The 17,293-nt window shown below is 71.7% G+C and carries 10 protein-coding genes; 2 read left to right on the plus strand and 8 right to left on the minus strand.

Annotated features, from left to right (window positions below; genetic code table 11):
- Positions 1-43 precede the first annotated feature (43 nt).
- The 3 genes from IE219_RS21630 to IE219_RS21640 are packed head-to-tail and all read right to left on the minus strand — an operon-like array spanning position 44 to position 3,362.
- Positions 44-925, minus strand: a complete 882-nt coding sequence (locus IE219_RS21630) for an SDR family oxidoreductase (RefSeq protein WP_189979953.1) — start codon at positions 923-925, stop codon at positions 44-46.
- Positions 922-1,827 (minus strand): alpha/beta fold hydrolase, encoded by a 906-nt coding sequence (locus IE219_RS21635; protein ID WP_189979954.1) that lies wholly within the window; start codon positions 1,825-1,827, stop codon positions 922-924. Before IE219_RS21635 ends, IE219_RS21630 begins: the two co-directional genes overlap by 4 nt.
- The gene (locus tag IE219_RS21640) at positions 1,824-3,362 is read right to left on the minus strand and encodes a flavin-containing monooxygenase (protein WP_189979956.1); all 1,539 of its coding nucleotides are present in this window, start codon (positions 3,360-3,362) and stop codon (positions 1,824-1,826) included. The genes IE219_RS21635 and IE219_RS21640 overlap by 4 nt, the downstream gene beginning before the upstream one ends.
- Before the next feature lie 175 nt (positions 3,363-3,537).
- Between IE219_RS21640 and IE219_RS21645 the strand changes: the two genes are divergently transcribed.
- The gene (locus IE219_RS21645) at positions 3,538-4,152 is read left to right on the plus strand and encodes a MerR family transcriptional regulator (RefSeq protein ID WP_189980046.1); all 615 of its coding nucleotides are present in this window, start codon (positions 3,538-3,540) and stop codon (positions 4,150-4,152) included.
- A gap of 40 nt (positions 4,153-4,192) precedes the next feature.
- On the opposite strand, the gene xth is transcribed toward IE219_RS21645, so the two are convergent.
- Entirely contained in the window at positions 4,193-4,999 is an 807-nt protein-coding gene (xth, locus tag IE219_RS21650; protein WP_189979957.1) for an exodeoxyribonuclease III, read from the minus strand.
- Positions 5,000-5,050: 51 nt separating this feature from the next.
- Here xth and IE219_RS21655 point away from each other — a divergent pair, with 51 nt between their 5' ends.
- Positions 5,051-5,536: a GNAT family N-acetyltransferase gene (locus IE219_RS21655; protein WP_189979958.1), complete on the plus strand. Its 486-nt coding sequence runs from the start codon at positions 5,051-5,053 to the stop codon at positions 5,534-5,536.
- A gap of 73 nt (positions 5,537-5,609) precedes the next feature.
- On the opposite strand, the gene IE219_RS21660 is transcribed toward IE219_RS21655, so the two are convergent.
- From IE219_RS21660 to IE219_RS31890, 4 genes are all read right to left on the minus strand, one after another.
- Positions 5,610-6,248, minus strand: a complete 639-nt coding sequence (locus IE219_RS21660; protein ID WP_189979959.1) for a hypothetical protein — start codon at positions 6,246-6,248, stop codon at positions 5,610-5,612.
- Between the two features lie 8 nt (positions 6,249-6,256).
- Positions 6,257-9,301, minus strand: a complete 3,045-nt coding sequence (locus IE219_RS31880; RefSeq protein WP_268256855.1) for an RHS repeat-associated core domain-containing protein — start codon at positions 9,299-9,301, stop codon at positions 6,257-6,259.
- Positions 9,193-11,880, minus strand: a complete 2,688-nt coding sequence (locus IE219_RS31885; protein WP_229849918.1) for a hypothetical protein — start codon at positions 11,878-11,880, stop codon at positions 9,193-9,195. Before IE219_RS31885 ends, IE219_RS31880 begins: the two co-directional genes overlap by 109 nt.
- A gap of 685 nt (positions 11,881-12,565) precedes the next feature.
- Positions 12,566-16,903, minus strand: coding sequence for an FG-GAP-like repeat-containing protein (locus tag IE219_RS31890; protein ID WP_229849919.1), 4,338 nt, complete (start codon positions 16,901-16,903; stop codon positions 12,566-12,568).
- Between the last annotated feature and the right edge of the window lie 390 nt (positions 16,904-17,293).

Below are 17,293 nucleotides of genomic sequence, written 5' to 3' on the forward strand. Positions count from 1 at the left end.
CACTCCACGCATTTCGATCAGTTACGGTCCGTGCCGGACGGACTCAGGACCGGGTGGAGCGGGCCTGCTCGTCCGCCGCGCCGCCCGCGCCGACCAGCCCCCGCGAGACCGTGCCGAGCCGGGGCTCGAAGCGCTTCATCTCGCGCTGTCCGACGGTGGCGATGATCCCCGGCAGGTAGCCGCGGACCGACTGCATCCCGCGCAGCCACCACTGGGCGTACACGTGCGCGGAGCGCCGCTCGACGCCCGCGACGATCCGGTCGACGGCCGGGCCCAGCGGGTAGGTGCGGTTGGACGGCCAGGGCAGCCGCTGCCGCAGCTCCTTCATCACGTCGTCCTGGTCGGCGCCGCGCACCATGTCGGTGTCGGTCCAGGAGAGATAGCCGACGCCGACCCGCACCCCCTTGTACGCGACCTCGGCGCGCAGGCTGTGCGCGAAGGCCTCCACGCCGGACTTGGAGGCGCAGTAGGCCGTCATCATCGGCGCCGGGGTGATCGCGGCGAGCGAGGCGATCTGGAGGAAGTAGCCCCGGGACTCCATGAGGACCGGCAGGAAGGCGCGGGCGGTGACCGCCCCGCCGATCAGGTTGACCTCGATGACTCGGCGCCAGGCGGCCGGGTCGGAGTCGGCGAAGGGCCCGCCGGCCGCGACGCCCGCGTTGGCGACGACGATGTCGACCTTCCCGAAGCGCTCCTTGACCTCGGCGGCGACCCGGGCCATCGCCTCGTGGTCGGTGACGTCCGCCTCCCACCAGTCGGCCTCGGTGTGCAGCCGCCCGGCGACCTCCTTGAGGAGTTCGGGCTCCAGGCCGACGAGGGCGATCCGCGCGCCGCGCGCCGAGAGCTTGCGGGCGAGCAGCTCGCCCACGCCCCGGGCGCCGCCGGTGACGACCGCGACCTGTCCCTCCAGGCTGACCCTGCTCATGCCTTTGCCTCCTTGCCGGTCGGACGTGCTCCGAGATAGGTGAGCGTCAGTTCGCGGATCTGCGCGGTGACGGCCTCCGGGGCCTCCACCGGCGTCATGTGGCCCATGCCGGCCAGTTCGGTCAGGCCGGTGCAGTGCGGGAGCGCCCCGGCCATGGCGCGGGAGTGGACCGGCGGGGTGAGCCGGTCGGCGGTGCCGACGAGGACGGCGGCGGGGACCCGCAGCTCGCGGAGGTCCGCCTCCAGGTCGATGCCCGCGAGCACCTGCGACCAGCCGTACCGGGACGGGCGGGGGCAGGCGTGCACGATCCGGGCGCAGGCGTCGACCCGGTCGGGGGCCGAGGCCGGTCCCATGGTCGCGTACTTGAGGACCTTCCGCGAGACGCCGTTGACCGGCCCGAGGGGGGCCTTGGAGCCGAGGACGGCGGCGGTCAGCCGGGTCCGCAGCGCGCCGGGGGCCAGCGGCACCACGGTGGACTCGGCGGTGAGCCGGGAGGGTCCGGTGGAGCAGAGCAGGACGGCGGCGGCGTGGTCGCGGAAGCGGGGCCGGCCGGCCGCGGCCATGATCGTCATGCCGCCCATGGAGTGACCGGCCAGGACGGCGCGCTCGCCGGGGCGGAGGACGGCGGCGAGCACCGCCTCCAGGTCGTCGGCGAGGGCGGTGGTGGAGTAGCCGCCGGGGGCCGGGACCGGGGAGCGGCCGTGGCCGCGCTGGTCGTAGGCGACGACCCGGTGGTCGGCGGCGAGGGCGCGGATCTGGGCGGCCCAGAAGCCGATGGAGCAGGTCCAGCCGTGGGAGAGGACGACGGTGGGGGCGTCCTCGGGGCCGTAGACCTCGGTGTGGACCGAGGCGCCGTCGGCGGAGCGGACGACGAGGGCGCGGGGTTCGGGCAGGGCGATCACGAGGCGGCCTCCTTCTTGCGGGCGGCGCGGCGGGCGGCGGCCTCGGCGGCCGGCGCGGCGGGCCGGGCGGCGCGGACGACCTCGTACTCGGCGAGGTCGACCTGGCGGGTCTCGCGGCGGAACTCGCCGGTGGTGCCGGGCCAGAGGGTGGTGTTGCGGCCGTTGGCGTCGAGGTACCAGCTGTCGCAGCCGCCGGACTTCCAGACGGTGCGCTCCATGCGCTTCTGGACCCGCCGGTTCCAGGCGCCGACGGCGGACGGCCGGGCGGCGAGGGCGGCGCGTCCGCCGAGGACGTTCAGCTGGCGCAGGTAGTCGGCCAGGTAGTTCAGCTGGGACTCGATCATGAGGATCATGGAGGAGTTCCCGAGGCCGGTGTTGGGCCCGATGATCGTCATCCAGTTGGGGAAGCCGTCGACGGTGGCGCCGCGCAGCGACTGGACGCCGTCCTTCCAGTGCTCGGCGAGCGAGCGGCCGTCGGCGTCGAAGACGCGGTCGGCGATGGGCATGTCGGTGACGTGGAAGCCGGTGCCGAAGACGATCGCGTCGACCTCGGTCTCGCTGCCGTCGGAGCCGACGACGACGTCGCCCCGGACCTCCTTGAGGCCGCCCGCGACGACGTCCACGTTGGGCTGGGCGAGGGCCGGGTAGTACGTGTTCGACAGCAGGATGCGCTTGCAGCCGATGCGGTACGAGGGCGTCAGCTTGGCCCGCAGCGCCGGGTCCTTGACCGCCTTGGCGATGTTGGCCCTGGCCAGCTTCTCGACCAGGCCCAGCTCGCCGGGGTGCTTGGTGAAGGCGCCGACCTGGAGTTCGCGGATGCCCCACAGGATGCCGCGCCGGAGGGTGGCGGTGGCGGGCAGGGCACGGTGCAGCCAGCGCTCGGGGCCGCTGATGGCGCGGTCCATGCGGCGCATGACCCAGGGGGGCGTGCGCTGGAAGAGGGTGAGCCGGCCGACCTCGGGCTGGATGGCGGGGACGATCTGGATGGCGGAGGCGCCGGTGCCGACCATGGCGACCCGCTTGCCCCGCAGGTCGTAGTCGTGGTCCCAGCGGGCGGAGTGGAAGACCTTGCCGGTGAAGCCGTCGAGGCCGGGGATGTCGGGGATCTTCGGGTCGGAGAGCGGGCCGGTGGCGGAGACGACGACGTCGGCGGTGAGGGTGCCGGAGCTGGTCTCGATCGTCCAGCGCAGGGCGTCGGCGTCCCACTGCATGCGCCGCACCTCGTGGTTGAGGCGCAGGTGGGGGCGGATGCCGAAGGTGTCGGTGACGTGCTCCAGGTAGGCCCGGATGTGCCGCTGGCCGGAGAAGGTGCGGGGCCAGTCGGGGTTGGGCGCGAAGGAGAAGGAGTAGAGGTGGGAGGGTACGTCGCAGGCGCACCCGGGGTAGCTGTTGTCGCGCCAGGTGCCGCCGACGGAGTCGGCGCGCTCCAGGACGACGAAGTCGGTGATCCCCTCGCGGCGGAGGCGGACGGCGGCGCCGAGTCCGCCGAACCCCGATCCGATCACCGCCACCCGAACGTGCTCGTGCTTCGCCATGCCGCCTCCCGTGCGCCCGGCCAAAATGCCGCCAGCAATCACTGGCACAGTCGGGACTGTAGAGCAGCTCCATACCGAGCGGTAGGGGTACGACGAGGGAAAGTTACCGGCGGTACAACTTAGGGTGGCGCCCGTGGCAGAACGATCGGGAACAGAGGCGCACCACGAGTACCGCATGGCCGAGCTGGCCGAGGCGGCCGGCATCACCGTGCGGACCCTGCGGTTCTACCGGGAGCGGGGGCTCATCCCGCCGCCCCGCCGCGAGGGCCGCATCGCCTGGTACGACGACCGGCACCTGGCCCGGCTGCGCACCATCGCCGCCCTGCTCGAAAGGGGCCACACCCTCACCGGCATCGCCGACCTGACCAGCGCCTTCGAGACCGGCCGGGACGTCGGGGAGGTCCTGGAGCTGGGCACCCCCACCGAGGAGGAGCCGGTCCGTCTCACCCCCGAGGAGCTGGCCGACCGCTTCGCCGGCCAGGTCACCCCGGAGAACTTCGCGGCCGCCCTCGCCCTCGGCTACCTCGCCACCGACGGCGAGGAGATCGTCCACGTCAGCCGCCGGCTCCTGGACGTCTCCGCCGCCCTGGTCCGCGAGGGCGTCCCGCTCGCCGAGGTGCTGCGGGCCGGCGCCCGGGTCCGCGAGCACGCCGAGGCGCTCGCGGAGCTCTTCGCCGAACTGCTCGGCGCACACGCGGCCGGGGAGGACCTCCAGCGGCTGCGCCCGCTGGCCAAGAGCGTGGTGGACGCGGAGCTCTCCCTCGCCCTCGACCGGCGACTGCGCGGCTGACCCGGCCCCTTCCCGCCGCCCGGACCCGGCCCCGTACCGTCTACAGCTCGTAGACGGCCGTCACCGGCGCGTGGTCGCTCCACCGCTCGGCGTGGGTGGCGGCCCGCTCCACGTACGCCTTGGCCGCCTTGGCGGCCAGCCCCGGGGTGGCCATCTGGTAGTCGATGCGCCAGCCGGTGTCGTTGTCGAAGGCGCGGCCCCGGTAGGACCACCACGAGTAGGGGCCCTCCGCCTGGTCGGGGTGGAGGGCGCGGAGCACGTCCACGTACCCGCCGTCCTCCTCGGCCAGGACCCGGGTCAGCCACTCCCGCTCCTCCGGCAGGAAGCCGGCGCTCTTGCGGTTGGCCTTCCAGTTCTTCAGGTCGGCCTCGCGGTGGGCGATGTTCCAGTCGCCGCAGACGACGACCTCGCGGCCCTCGGCGGCGGCCCGGACCCGCAGCTCCTTCAGGTAGGGCAGGAACTCGCCCATGAACCGGTACTTCTCGTCCTGCTTCTCGGTCTCGGCCTCGCCGGAGGGCAGGTAGAGGCTGGCGACGACGACCCCGGGCAGGTCGGCCTCGATGTACCGGCCGGAGGCGTCGAACTCGTCCGAGCCGAAGCCGACCCGCACCGCGTCGGGCTCGCGCCGCAGGTAGAGGGAGACGCCCGCGCGGCCCTTGGCGGCGGCCGGGGCGTGCGCGGTGAACCAGCCCTCGGGGGCCTGGAGCTCCACCGGCAGCTGGGCCTCCTCGGCCCGCACCTCCTGGAGGCAGACGGCGTCGGCGGGGGTCGCCGCCAGCCACTCGACGAAGCCCTTCTTGGCGGCGGCCCGCAGACCGTTGACGTTCGCGCTGGTGACAGTGAACATCCGGGGAGAATACCGACAACCCCCTTCTCGCATGCACGTACGATTACGGACATGCAGATCCAGCCGATGCCGTACGACCACCCCGACGCCGTGAAGCTCCAGGACGAGGTGCTGGCCGAGTACGTCGTCCGCTACGGCGACGGCGAGGGCGACGCCACCCCGCTCGACGCCGCCATGTTCGCCCCGCCGCGGGGCCTCTACCTCCTCGCGTACGACCCCGGGGGCCGCCCGGTCGCCAGCGGCGCCTGGCGCGGCCAGGACGAGAACGACGAGGGGTACGCGGACGGCGACGCCGAGCTGAAGCGCATGTACGTGGTCCCCGAGGCCCGCGGCCTGGGCCTGGCCCGCCGCATCCTGGCCCTCCTGGAGGACGACGCCCGCGCCGCCGGCCGCACCCGCATGGTCCTGGAGACCGGCACCGAGCAGCCCGAGGCCGTCGCCCTCTACGCCTCCAGCGGCTACGCGCCCAGCCCCGTCAAGTTCGGCCACTACCGCCACCACGACAGCAGCCTCTGCTTCGTGAAGCCGCTGGCCTGACCCCGGCGCACGCGCGAAGCCGCGCCCCGGCGACCGTGTCGCCGGGGCGCGGCTCCTCGTCCGTCCCGGCCGGTCAGCCGGTCGTCGGCAGGCTCTGCACGCGCTCCTTCCCCCCGGAGCGGACCGTCACGTCCAACGGCCCCCTCGGCAACGCGGGCAGCACCACGTAGTACAGACGGCGTCCGGACCAGCCGGACGAGAGCGTCCTGACGAACGTCGTCTCCGCGCGCGCCCCCCCGTGGGAGACCAGGACGACCTCCCCGCCGGGAGGAGCGGCCAGCACGACCCGCCCGCCCCCGCCCAGCGCTCCGGGGCCGAAGAGGAGGGAGGCGGCCGGCGAGTCGCGCGGCCCGGCCGTCACGGCCCGGACGCACTTGAACGAGGTCATTCCGCCGTCCAGGGCCGACTCGCCGAGGCACAGCCGGTCCCCGGCCGTCTCCCAGAGGAAGGCCGCGGCCCGCGGGGAGGCGACCCGGCTGACGCCGGAGCCGTCGGGCCCCTGCCCCTTCCGCCGGGCCTGCTCGACCATCGCGGCCTCCGCCCGCTCCGCCCCCGGGGAGCCGGAGGGGCCGGAGGGACCGGCGGAGGTCCGGACGGGCGGGGCCGAGGGGGCCGCGGGGCCGCCCGGTCCGGCCCCCTGGGCGCCGCAGGCGGCGAGGACGAGGCAGGCCGCGAGGGCGGCGGGCGCCGGTGTCACGCGCCGGCGCCGCACGGAGGGGATCAAAACGGCGTACTTCCCTTCTTCAGCACGGTGGCGTTGAGGGACGCGATGTTGGGCGGGGTCTCGGAGTAGGTGACGGGGGTCCAGGACGTGATGTCGAAGGTCCCCCAGGTCCTGGTCGAGGTCCGCCCGCCCCGGTGATGGTAGGTGGTCGTATAGGTCTTCACCTGACCGAACGGCGACAACCCGAAGATGTCGCCCTTCTTGACGTTGAGCGGGTGCGTCTTGGTGATGGTCGCGCTGCGCGTCTCGGTGTCGGTACTGGTCCAGGTGTAGTTGCCGCCGATGCCGACGGTCAGTTCGACCCCGCCCTTCAGCACCGGGAGCCCCACCGAGAAGGAGGTCTTGGCGTCGACCTTCCAGTTGAACTGGTCCGCGAACGCCTCGGCCGCCGCGTACATCGCCTGCTCGCTGTAGGCGAAGGTGATCTCGACGTCGTCCTGTGTGGTGTCGAACATCGCCGTGGTCGTGTAGTCGGTGTAGGTCCCGATGCCGGTCTGCGCCGTCGTGTGCCAGAGCACGTCCGGTCCGCCGTCGGGGACGAACACGTTCTGGGGCAGCTGGATCAGCGTGGTGCAGCCGTCGCAGTAGTGCGTGGAGGACGAACCACCACCACCGCCGCCACCGCCGGAGCCACCGGAACCGCCCGAACCTCCGCCGGAGCCGGAGCCGGAGCCGGAACCGCCGCCGAGGTGGGTGCAGCAGACCTTGTCCGTCTTGCCGGTCTTCTCGTCGTTCGTGCAGTACTTCAGGTCGTACAGGCAGGAGTTCGGCATCGAGCCGATCTCCGTGCCCGCCGGGTCGGACAGGGTCACCGGGTTGTTGTCGGAGTAGACGTACGCGTTGTGCTGGCGCGGGTCGTCGGTGACGAAGAGCGGGTCCACCGAGACGAAGCGGCCCAGGGCCGCGTCGTACTCGCGGGCGCCCAGGTGGATCAGGCCCGTGGCGGTGTCGTCCGTGCCGCCGACGAAGCCCTTGTCGCCGGTCCAGCCGGTGGGCTGGGGGCCGCGGGCCTCGCCGAAGAGGGAGGTCTTGCGGCGCGTGACGGTCTGGGCGGCGTCGGCCGTGATCTGGGTGGTGCCCGTGCCGTGGTGGTCGGCGACGGTGAACGCCAGCTTCCCGCCGGTCCGCACCGCGACGGTCCGGTCGCCCGCGGTGTAGTAGCGCGTGCCGGTCAGCACCCCGTTCCTGCCGAGGCGCAGCTCGTTGCCGCCGGGCAGGTAGAGGGTGGTGCCGTCGGCGTCCCTGGCGACGAGGCGCTGCCCCTCGGTGTCGTACAGGTAGGACGCCTTCTCCGCGGTGCCCTCGGTGACGGAGGCGAGGTGCCCCTGGTCGTCCCAGGCGAGGCTCTGCCGGGGCGCGGCGCCGATCGTGCGGGTCTCGGTGTTGCCCGCGGCGTCGTAGGTGTAGGTCTCCTCGTGGGCGTCGGTGCCGGTCTGGGTGACCTTGGGCAGCCTGTGGGTGCCCGCGGGCGGGGCCGTGTAGGTGCGGACGGTGTCGGCGGCCGGTCCCGAGGCGGTCCTGTGCTTCGTCTCGGTCCTCCGGTTGCCGACGGCGTCGTAGGTGTACGTCGTCCAGTAGGCGTCCTGTCCGCCGACCGCCGCCGCCGACGGGGCCGCCGCGCAGGCCGTGCCGGTGTTGGTCCACGCCTCGGTGATCCGCGCCAGGGAGTCCAGCGCGAAGCACTGGGTGTCCGTGGTGCGGGCCGCGTCCTGCCCGTAGGCGGTGGCGACGGAGGCGATGTTGCCGGCCGGATCGTACGCGTAGCGGGCGTCCTCGATCCGCTGCGGCGCCGTCTCCCGGTCGACGTAGCTCTCGGTCAGCGCGCCGGTGTGCTCGTCGTAGACGCTGGAGAGGATGACCTGCTGCCCGAAGGAGCCGAGGTTCCGGCGGATCGGCCGGCCGTAGTGGTCGTACGTGCTCCGCGCCACCAGGGCGTCGCCGCCCGCGCCGACGGTGTCGAGCAGCCCGGCGACCGGGGTGTAGGTGTGGGCGACCTTCTCCGCCGGCAGTCCGCCGAGGGCGGGCTGCATGGTCCACATCACCTGGCCGGTGTTGAGGTTGTAGGAGGTCGTCCACTTGTAGACGCCGGCGGCGGCTCCCTCGCGCGCCGGCACGGTCAGCTGGGTGCCGACCGGCTTGTAGAGGCTGTTGTACGAGGTCACGGCGGACTCGTAGGCCTGGCCGCCGGCCCACACGCTCGCCTTGGACAGCTGCCCCTTGGCGACGGTGTCGTACACCCAGGAGGACAGGGTCGTGGCGCCCTTCTTGACGGCGGTCCTGCGGCCGAGCGCGTCGTAGTCGGTGTGCAGGGTGATCCGGCGGCTGTCGGTGACGTCGACGGGCCGGTCGCCCGCGTCGTACCCGGTGGTCACCAGGCCCTTGTCGGGATCGACGGTCCGCACCTGGCGGCCGCGGACGTCGTAGCCGTACTCCCAGGCGGCGCCGGCCGGGGTGGTGATCCGGTCCATGCGCCCCTTCCGGTCGAAGCGGTAGGACGTCGTCTGGTACCGGGTGCGGGCCGGGTCCGTGTACTGGCGCAGCTCGACGGTCCGGCCGAGCGCGTCCGTCACCTTCGTGCTCGCGGTGCCGCCCTTCGGCGGGACGGTGGTGGTGGTGTCGCCGGTGTAGGCGGTGGTGGTGCGCCTGGTCTCGTCGCCGAAGCGGCGGGAGACCACGGCGGTGACGCGCCCGGCCCCGTCGTACAGGGTGTCCGTGGACGCCGGGTAGTGCGGTTCCTCGCCGGTGACGAGGGCGGGTTCGGCCGCGCCGGTGGCGTAGTAGAGGCCGGAGGAGCGCCAGGCCTGGCCCCGGGTGTCGTAGAAGGTCTCCGTGACGAGGCGGCCGGAGCGGTCCGGGGAGTCCTCCTGGGTCTGGCGGGCGCGCAGCAGGCCGTCGTAGAAGGCGTAGGACGCCTTGTAGTCGGCGTCGTGCGTCAGCTCCCTGGTGGTGACGACGGTCGGGCCGTCGTTGCGCACCTGGTAGGCGAAGGTCCGGTTCGGCGAGTCGGGGTAGGTGACGGCCGACCGGGTCGGCAGCCACACCTTCGTCGTCCGGCCCGCGCCGTCGTACGCGGTCGTGGTGATCTTGCCGTTGGCGTCGCTGCCTGGGTGGGCAGTCCGCGCCGGGGGTCCATGGTGGTGGTCGCCGCGTGCCCGAGCGGGTTGGTGACGAGCACCGACGCCGGGGGTTCCCCGGTGGCCGGGGTGTAGCGGGTCGTGGTGGTGGCGCCGAGGGCGTCGGTGGCGGACAGGGCGCGGCCGTAGACGTCGAAGTCGGCGGCCGGGGTGCTGGAGGCGGTGGTGTAGCCGCTGCCGTCGCCGTCGATCCGCTCGGTCCTCGTGATGTCGCCCTTGACGGGCGCCGCGCCGAAGGCGCCGCCGTCGTAGGAGGTGCGGGTGTCGTCGATGACGTCGGCGGGACGGGAGACGGCGGCGCCGCAGGACACGGCGACGGTCTCGACCCGGCTGACCTTGTCGAGGATGTTCGCCCCGGTGTTGCGGACGTAGGTGGTGGTGACGCACTTCTCGTCGCCGGGCTCGGCGGTGTCGCCGGTCTCGGAGACGGCGGTGATCATGCCGTACGCGTCGAAGTCGCGGCTCAGTTCGGTGGTGCGGGTGCCGCCGGTGACGGTGGTGCGGGTCTGCTCCTTCCCGGTGCCGCTGTGGTGGGCCGTCAGGGCGGGCAGCCCGGAGCGGGTGCGGGTGGCGAGGGCGGCCGAGCGCCACGGCGTGAAGGAGGTCGCGGTGACCGGCTTGGCCGTGTCGTCGCCGTTGTAGGTGACGGTCTCGCGGGTCATGCCCGCGAACTGCTCGCGGTCGGTGACCCCGACGCCGGCCGAGTCCTTGACGGAGGCGCCGTCGACGCCCCGGAAGTAGCGGGCCTCGGTCAGGGTGCGCGGGTCGTCGGCGGCGCCGGTGCGGACCTGGACCCGTCCGTAGCCGCGGAAGACGGAGTGGGTGCGGTCGTCGGCCTCGGTGAACTCGTCGGTGCTCTTGGCCCAGGCCGCGCCGTCGAGGTAGGAGTACGTGGTGACCTTGTCGGGCGACTCGGCGAGGTTGTCGCCCTCGACGACCTGGGTGGCCACATAGGCGTGGAACCAGTCGAGCCGGGACTCGTAGCCCTCGAAGGCCCACTTGACCGGGTAGCACCGGGTCGTGTTGGTCGCGTCGGCCGCGGGGAGCGAGGCCGCGGTGCAGTCGGGTGCCGAGTAGCTGACGCCGATGGTGCCGCCGGTCTCCGTCGTCACCTGGTAGACCCGCAGCCGGATGAAGGGCGCCAGGCCGTCACCGGTCTTGTCGACCCGGTTGGGGAGCTGCTCGCCCGCGAAGGTGACGGGCGGCAGGGTGACCGCGGCGCCCGCCTTGCCGGTGCGCTGGACGGACTTCAGCCACATGGGGGTGGAGATGCCGTCCCCTGAGGGCGGGAAGTTCTGGTCCAGCGTCCAGGTGTCGACGTCCTTGTACGTCCCGCCGGTCAGCACCTTCGTGGTGATGGACGTGAGCCGCTTGCGGGACCAGAAGCTCGGGGAGAACCGGTCCTCGCACTCGGTGGCGCCGTCCTCGCAGGACAGGTCGTACGGCACGTCGGGCCAGTTCTTGGCGTTGGTCTCGTCGAAGGTCCCGCAGGTGGCCAGACAGCGCTCGGCCACCCCGAACCGCACCTGGCCCATCGCCTTGCCGGTGTAGACCGCGTCGTCGCGCAGCCCGTACTCGATCCGGTCCAGCCAGCCGCCGCGCACGTACGGCGTCACGGTCGCCTTGCCGGTCGTCTCCGACACGTTGCGGCCGTAGTTGTTCTTCTCGGTGTTCCAGTAGTACGCCATCGCGTTGCCGTGCGGGTCGACGACGTAGTCGAGCTGCCAGCGCCACGCCTGCTGGCACCACGCGGACGCGAAGCTCGCGTCGTAACAGGGCTCACCGGACTGGTTGCCGAAGACCGGCACCGTCCACGCCGAGTTCGTCACCGGATCGTCGGCCGCGGTCCCGTTGTCCTTCCACCCCGGCAACCGGTTCAGACCGAAGAAGTACTGCGTCCCGTCGGCCGTGGTCACCTTCCAGTGCTCACCCTCGCCGCCGACGCCGGCCGTACCCTTGTCACCATTGACGGCACCGGTCAGCTTCTCGACCTTCTCCCCCGAGTCCGAGGCCGGATGCCACCCCTTGTCCTTCTCGTACACCAGCTCCGTCGACCTGCCGCCCAGGTTCAGGACCGCGTTGTCGTTGAACCAGCACAGGTCGCCGACGCGCGTGGTGTTCGTCGCGCCGGTCCTGTCGTCGTTGCACGCCTTGTAGCGGCGCTCGATGAACCCCGGCTCCCAGTTCCAGCCGTCACCGATCCACGACGCCTGGTTGTTGGAGGCGGCCGTCCGGCCGTCCACCGCCTGCGAGTTGTAGTCGAGGGAGATCGTGGGCCGCGTCCCGCCCGGCACCTCGGGCACGTCGACGGGGTGGGACCAGGTGAAGGCTCCCGTGGAGCCGCCGCCGCTCCAGGTGCCGGACGCCTGGAGGCCGGTGGCCTTGTAGTCGCCGGAGGAGCCCTCGGCGGCCGCGGTGGCGGCCAGGACCGTCGTGCCGGCCAGGGCGACCGGGGCGGACAGGGTGCCGGTCCGGGCGTCGTTCACGGTGGCCAGGGGCGTGCCGGCCCGGCACGCCCGCTCGTCGGGCGGCCGTGCGGTCGGTCACCCGGACCCGGAGGCCGAGGTCGGCGGGACCGCCGGCGCCCGGGGCGACGGCGACGGGCAGCTTCCCGGCCGGAACGGCGGCCGGCACGCCCGCCCCGCGGGCCGCGGATCCGCCCGCCGGAGGGGCGGACAATGTCAGGTCGGCCGAGCCACCGGCGGGCCAGGAGACGCGCGGGCGCGCCTTCCGCGCCTGCTCGGCGGCGGCGTCGGGCTTTCTCTTACCACCCGCGACGGCCTTTTTCACGGGCACCGGATCGGGCTGCTCCAGCGAAGGGAGCGGATTTCTTTCCTCCGGTGCGGCGGACGCGCTGCCCGCCGCGGGAAGAACTCCCACGGTCACCGCCACCGCCAGAACGGCAGCGGAAACGCGAATGCGTTGAATTCTCACACCCCACCTCTCATGGGCACAGAAATGTCAGCGAAAGTTACTCACCTCCGGAATCTCCCAGCCCTTGATTTGAGGTAGATCTGAGAAATAGGAAAAGGAGTTGCGCGAACCGGGAAATCCCTCCGATCCGTTATGCGGACATGCCGCGGCGGAATTCAGGCTTCCGGAGCGCGGGAAAGAAAAGGGGCGGCGCCCGGGAGGGTTCCCGGGCGCCGCCGTCGCACTGCTGGAGGGTTTCTAGGAGTCGTACGGCCGCAGGATCGTGGCGCGCGACCAGACCCAGCCGGTCTCCGTGCCCCAGCCGGCCTTGTGGTAGTCGAAGCCGGTCGGGTTGGCGAGGTGGGTGAGCGCCTTCACCGCGCCGGTGGAGTAGCCGTAGAAGCTGCCGATGTCGTCCTTGCCGTCACCGTTGTAGTCGCCCGGCACGTACTGGGCGCCCTTGTAGTACCAATTGTCCGCGGCGATGTCGAGCGCCCGGGTGCTGCCGCTCGCGAACTTCCCGCTCCGGTCGGCGAGCGCCGGGAGCTTGAACAGCGAGTCGCGGCCGTCGGCGTAGTCGTACCAGAAGGAGACGTCGTCGAGGCCGTCCCCGTTGAAGTCGCCCGCCTGGACGCCGGTCTGGGCGAAGCTGCCCCAGGTGGTGCCGTTGGCGGCCCAGGACTGGAGGCTGCTCTGGGCGAAGCCGCCGTTGCTCTGGGCGAGGAAGGTGTGCATCTTCAGGTCGCCGTTGGCGTAGCCGTAGAGGGCGGCGAGGTCGTCCCGGCCGTCCCCGTTGAAGTCGCCGGTGACGAACTTGCTGTGCTCGACGTACCAGCTGCCCGCGGGAAGCTGCGTGGAGACGAAGGGCGCGTTGAAGCCGCCCTTCACGTTGGCGGTGAAGGTGAACAGGGAGTCGTTCCCGACCGCGTAGCTGTACCAGGCCATGATGTCGTCCCGGCCGTCGCCGTTGAAGTCGCCGGACTGGATCGTCATGGAGGACGAGTACCAGCCGCCCTTCTGCGAGGTCCACGACGCGAAGGGGGCGCTGAAGCCGCCGCCCGCCTTGCCGAGCGCGGTGAACAGCTTCACGACGCCGTCGCCGTAGTCGTACAGGGTCGCCATGTCGCCGCGGCCGTCGCCGTTGTAGTCACCGGTGGTGATCTTCATCCGGGCGATGTTCCAGCTGCCCACCGCGGACTCGTAGGACTTCACCGGGGCGGCGAAGGTGCCGTCCGAGTTGGCCTTGAAGGTGTGCAGCGCGGACGTGCCGGCGGAGTAGTTGTACCAGGCCGCCATGTCGCTGCGGCCGTCGCCGTCGTAGTCGTGGCGGACGACGGTGTTCGTCGACCACTTGGACCGGCCCGCCGCGTCGTAGACCACGAGGTTGCCGCGGTCCTGGAGCAGGGCGTAGCCGTTGGCGGCGGCCACCCCGGAGGTCCACAGCTGCTTGCCGTCGACGCCGATGACCACGATCTTGCCGTCGGACTGCATGAGGGCCCTGGCCCCGTTGTTGCCGGCGGTGTTCGAGCTCCACACCACGGTGCCCGCGTTGGAGGTGACGACCAGGTTGCCGTCGGTCCGCATCGTGAGCTTGGCGGCGTTGGAGGTGTACGAGGTGCCGGACGGGATCGTGGTGCCGGACGGGATGTAGGCCCCGCCGGTCACGCCGTCGATGGTGAAGCGCGCCCCGAACTCGATGGTGCTGGTCGCGCTCGGCGCCTGGCCGCGCCAGGCGACGAGGGCGTTGTCCGAGGCCTGACGGGCCCACAGCTCGGCCCGGACGTCCTCGGCCGGGTCGTTGGTGACGTCACCGGAGGAGCCGACGATCGGGAACGCGGCCTTGGTGACGCCGGAGCCGATCTGGAGGCGGTTGTTCGGGAGGCCCATCGTGGCCGTGTTCAGGCCGCCCTCGTGGTCCTTCTGCGACCAGGCGACCTCGACCATGCCGGTGGCGTCGTTGCGGAGCCACAGGTCGGGCAGGCCGTCCATGGAGACGTCGCCCGGGGTGATGAGCGTGTACTTGTCCCAGTCGGTGCCGCCGACCAGGCTCGGCGAGCGGGTGCCGCCGAGGTCCAGGTCGCCGGTGGCGCGGTTGCCGTAGTAGGCCCAGAGCAGCTTGCCCTGCTTGACCAGGAGGTCGGGCTGGCCGTCGCGGTTCAGGTCACCGGGGGAGACGACCTGGTCGGCGTTCTGCCAGTGGTCGTCGCCGGTCCAGGTCTCCTCGCCGTCGCAGCCCAGGTCCACGTCCTTGGCCGGGCAGGTGACGGTCAGCTCGGTCCGGTCGTCCGGGTCGATCTTGCCCTGTCCGTCATTGGGGTAGACGTAGATCTTCTTCTTCCGGTCGGTCTCGTCGTACTCCAGGCTGACCAGGTCGTTGTAGCCGTCCTGGCCCCAGTCGCCGAAGAGGGCGACCTGCTTGTCGGCGAAGGAGCCGCCGCCGTTGGTGGCGTTGCTGAAGTCGCCGTTGCCCTGGCCCGCGTAGGTGAGCAGGGTGCCGTTGCCGTCCACGGCCCAGATGTCGCGGTTCCCGTCGCCGTTCAGGTCGAAGGGGTTGTCGCGGGTCTTGGAGCGGGCCGCGTAGTAGATGTAGGTGGCCGTGTCCGAGCGGTTTCCGGCCTTGTCGACGCTGTACGCGTAGACGAAGTGCGGGCCGTAGCCGGGCGGCGTGATCTTCACCGGGACGCCGACGCCGACGGGCGTGATGTCCGGGTCGGTGTCGGTCCAGTAGTGGTACGCGACGACGTCCTTGACGTCGGGCTGCGACGTGAAGGTGAAGGTGCCGGCGGTGCGCGCCTTGCCGGTGCTGGCCGGCCAGCCGTTCTGCCCGTTCGGGAAGTACGTCGAGCTGATGATCGGCGGCGAGCTGGGACGCGTGCGGTCCACGGAGAACTTGCAGGTCACCGAGGTCGGACCCCAGGCCTGGTCCTTGTCCTTCGTGACCACGTTCCAGGTGTAGTCACCCGTCGGCACGTCCACGTCGGGCACCGCCCACGTGGTGACCTTGTCCTTCAGCGCGGGCAGCGTCATCGTCCGGAACGGGGTGGTGGCCCCGGCCTTGAACAGGTTGAACTGCGCCGTGAGGTTGCCCGCCTCCTTGTCGGAGTGCTTGGCGTACAGGCTGACGCGGGTGTTGCCGATGACGCCGCCGGTCTTGCAGTCGGTCCTGGGGTACGTCCCCAGGCCCGTGGGCGCCTTCGGCAGGGTGTTGTACTTGATCTCCAGCGTGGCGGTCTTCGGGTCGAACTTCTTCCAGCCGAAGGTGTCCGACTCGTTGGAGGCGTACAGGCCCAGGGTGATGTTGGCCATGCCCTGGCCCTTCGGGCCCTCCTTGGCACGGGCCTTGATCTTGGGCGTGAGGTCGAACTCCAGGTTGCCCGCCCCGCAGTTCTCGATCTCCGGGTTCCAGCCCTTGGAGTCGTTCACCGTGAACAGCTTGGTGAGCTTGGTGGGCTGCCGGTTCCACGTCGTCTTCGACGAGATGTCCGTGGTGTGCCACAGCTCCACCGGCCGGGACTGGCAGGACCAGGACCAGATGTTCTTGATCCGGAAGGTGGCCTTCTGGACCTCGGTGCGCCGGACGTCGCTGGTGTCCATCTGGAGGAACGAGCGCGAGATCCGGTCCAGGCCGCCGGACTGCGCCTCGTAGCCGACCCGCAGGGGGCCGGTGGCGTTCCAGAAGGAGTAGTTGGGGTAGCGCTCGTAGACGCGCGTCCAGTTCTGCCGCTCGCCCCAGGCCCACTGCGGGTCGATGTAGACCGGGTACTGGGTGGCGGGGGCGTCCAGGAGCGCCTGGTCCGGCTTGATCTCCAGGACGTCGCCGGTGACGGCGGTGTCCATGGGGGCGTCGGTGGCGCCCGGCGGCGGCTCGAAGGTGTCCGTGGGCTGCGTCGCTCCGTCAGCCGCCGTCCCTCCCGCGGCGGTGGCGGAGAACGACGTGGCGCCCGCGGGCTGCTGCCCGGCGCTGCTGACCGTCGTGGAGTCCCACATCAGCGGCGTCGGGCTGGAGAACACCGCGCGGCCCGTCGGGTCGACGGCGGTGAGGCTGCCGGTCCCGGCGTCCATGGCCACGTCGAGTCCGACCGTGGCGAACTTGAACTTGAGGCTCTCCAGCGCCGGGTTCTGCGCGGCCTCCGGCGTCTTGACCACGAGGAGCTGCGAGAAGCCCTCGATCTCGGCCTTCAGCTGGAGGTCGACGCCGGGCAGGATCTCGGCGTAGGTGGCCACGTTCTCGGCCAGGGTCGGCTTGGGCAGCGCGGTGGGCCACTTGAGCGTGAGCGACCGGCCGTCCTTGACGCCCGTGAGCAGGGGCGCGGTGCCGCCGCCGGAGAACGTCACGTCCACCAGCGACGCCTTGGGCCGCACCGACCCGTTGGCGGCGAAGACCAGCGTCGCGTCGGTCGGGACCCAGACTCCGTCGCGCAGGACGCGGACGGCGGTGCCGTGCCTGTTCACGTTCCAGGTGCCGTCGGGCTGCGCCCAGGTGTCGGTGGTCTCGGTGCGCGCGTCTTCCAGTTCATAGGGCTGCCCCGTCGCCTGCGCCCTTTCCAGGGCGTAATCCTCCGGAGTCTGCTCTCCGGTGTCGACGGGCAGCTCCATGACCGCCGCGGCCGGCGGGGTGAATGCGGGAAGCGCGGTGAATGCGGACGCGGAAAGGGTTCCGGTCAGCGCAATGGCTATCAGGCGTCTTCTTCTGGAGCTCGTTCTTCTTCTCTTACCGCGTGGCATCTCTGCGGACACGGTCACCTCTCTCGTTTCCTGTACCGACGGACGACGAAAGAATGATGACCGATGCCGCACCCCGCCACCGACTTGAGCGGAACTTGAGCCAGACCTCGGCATCACCTCCGAGGAGGCCCCGATTCACCCCTATACGGCTCCGCAATTGCGTCGACAGGCACTAAAAGCCGCCGCTGGCCTTTTCTCATGATCAACAAGATCAATCCGACATCGGGCGGAAACCGCCCCACCCCGCCGGACCGCCGACTC

Source organism: Streptomyces termitum, assembly GCF_014650175.1.
Taxonomy (GTDB): domain Bacteria; phylum Actinomycetota; class Actinomycetes; order Streptomycetales; family Streptomycetaceae; genus Streptomyces; species Streptomyces termitum.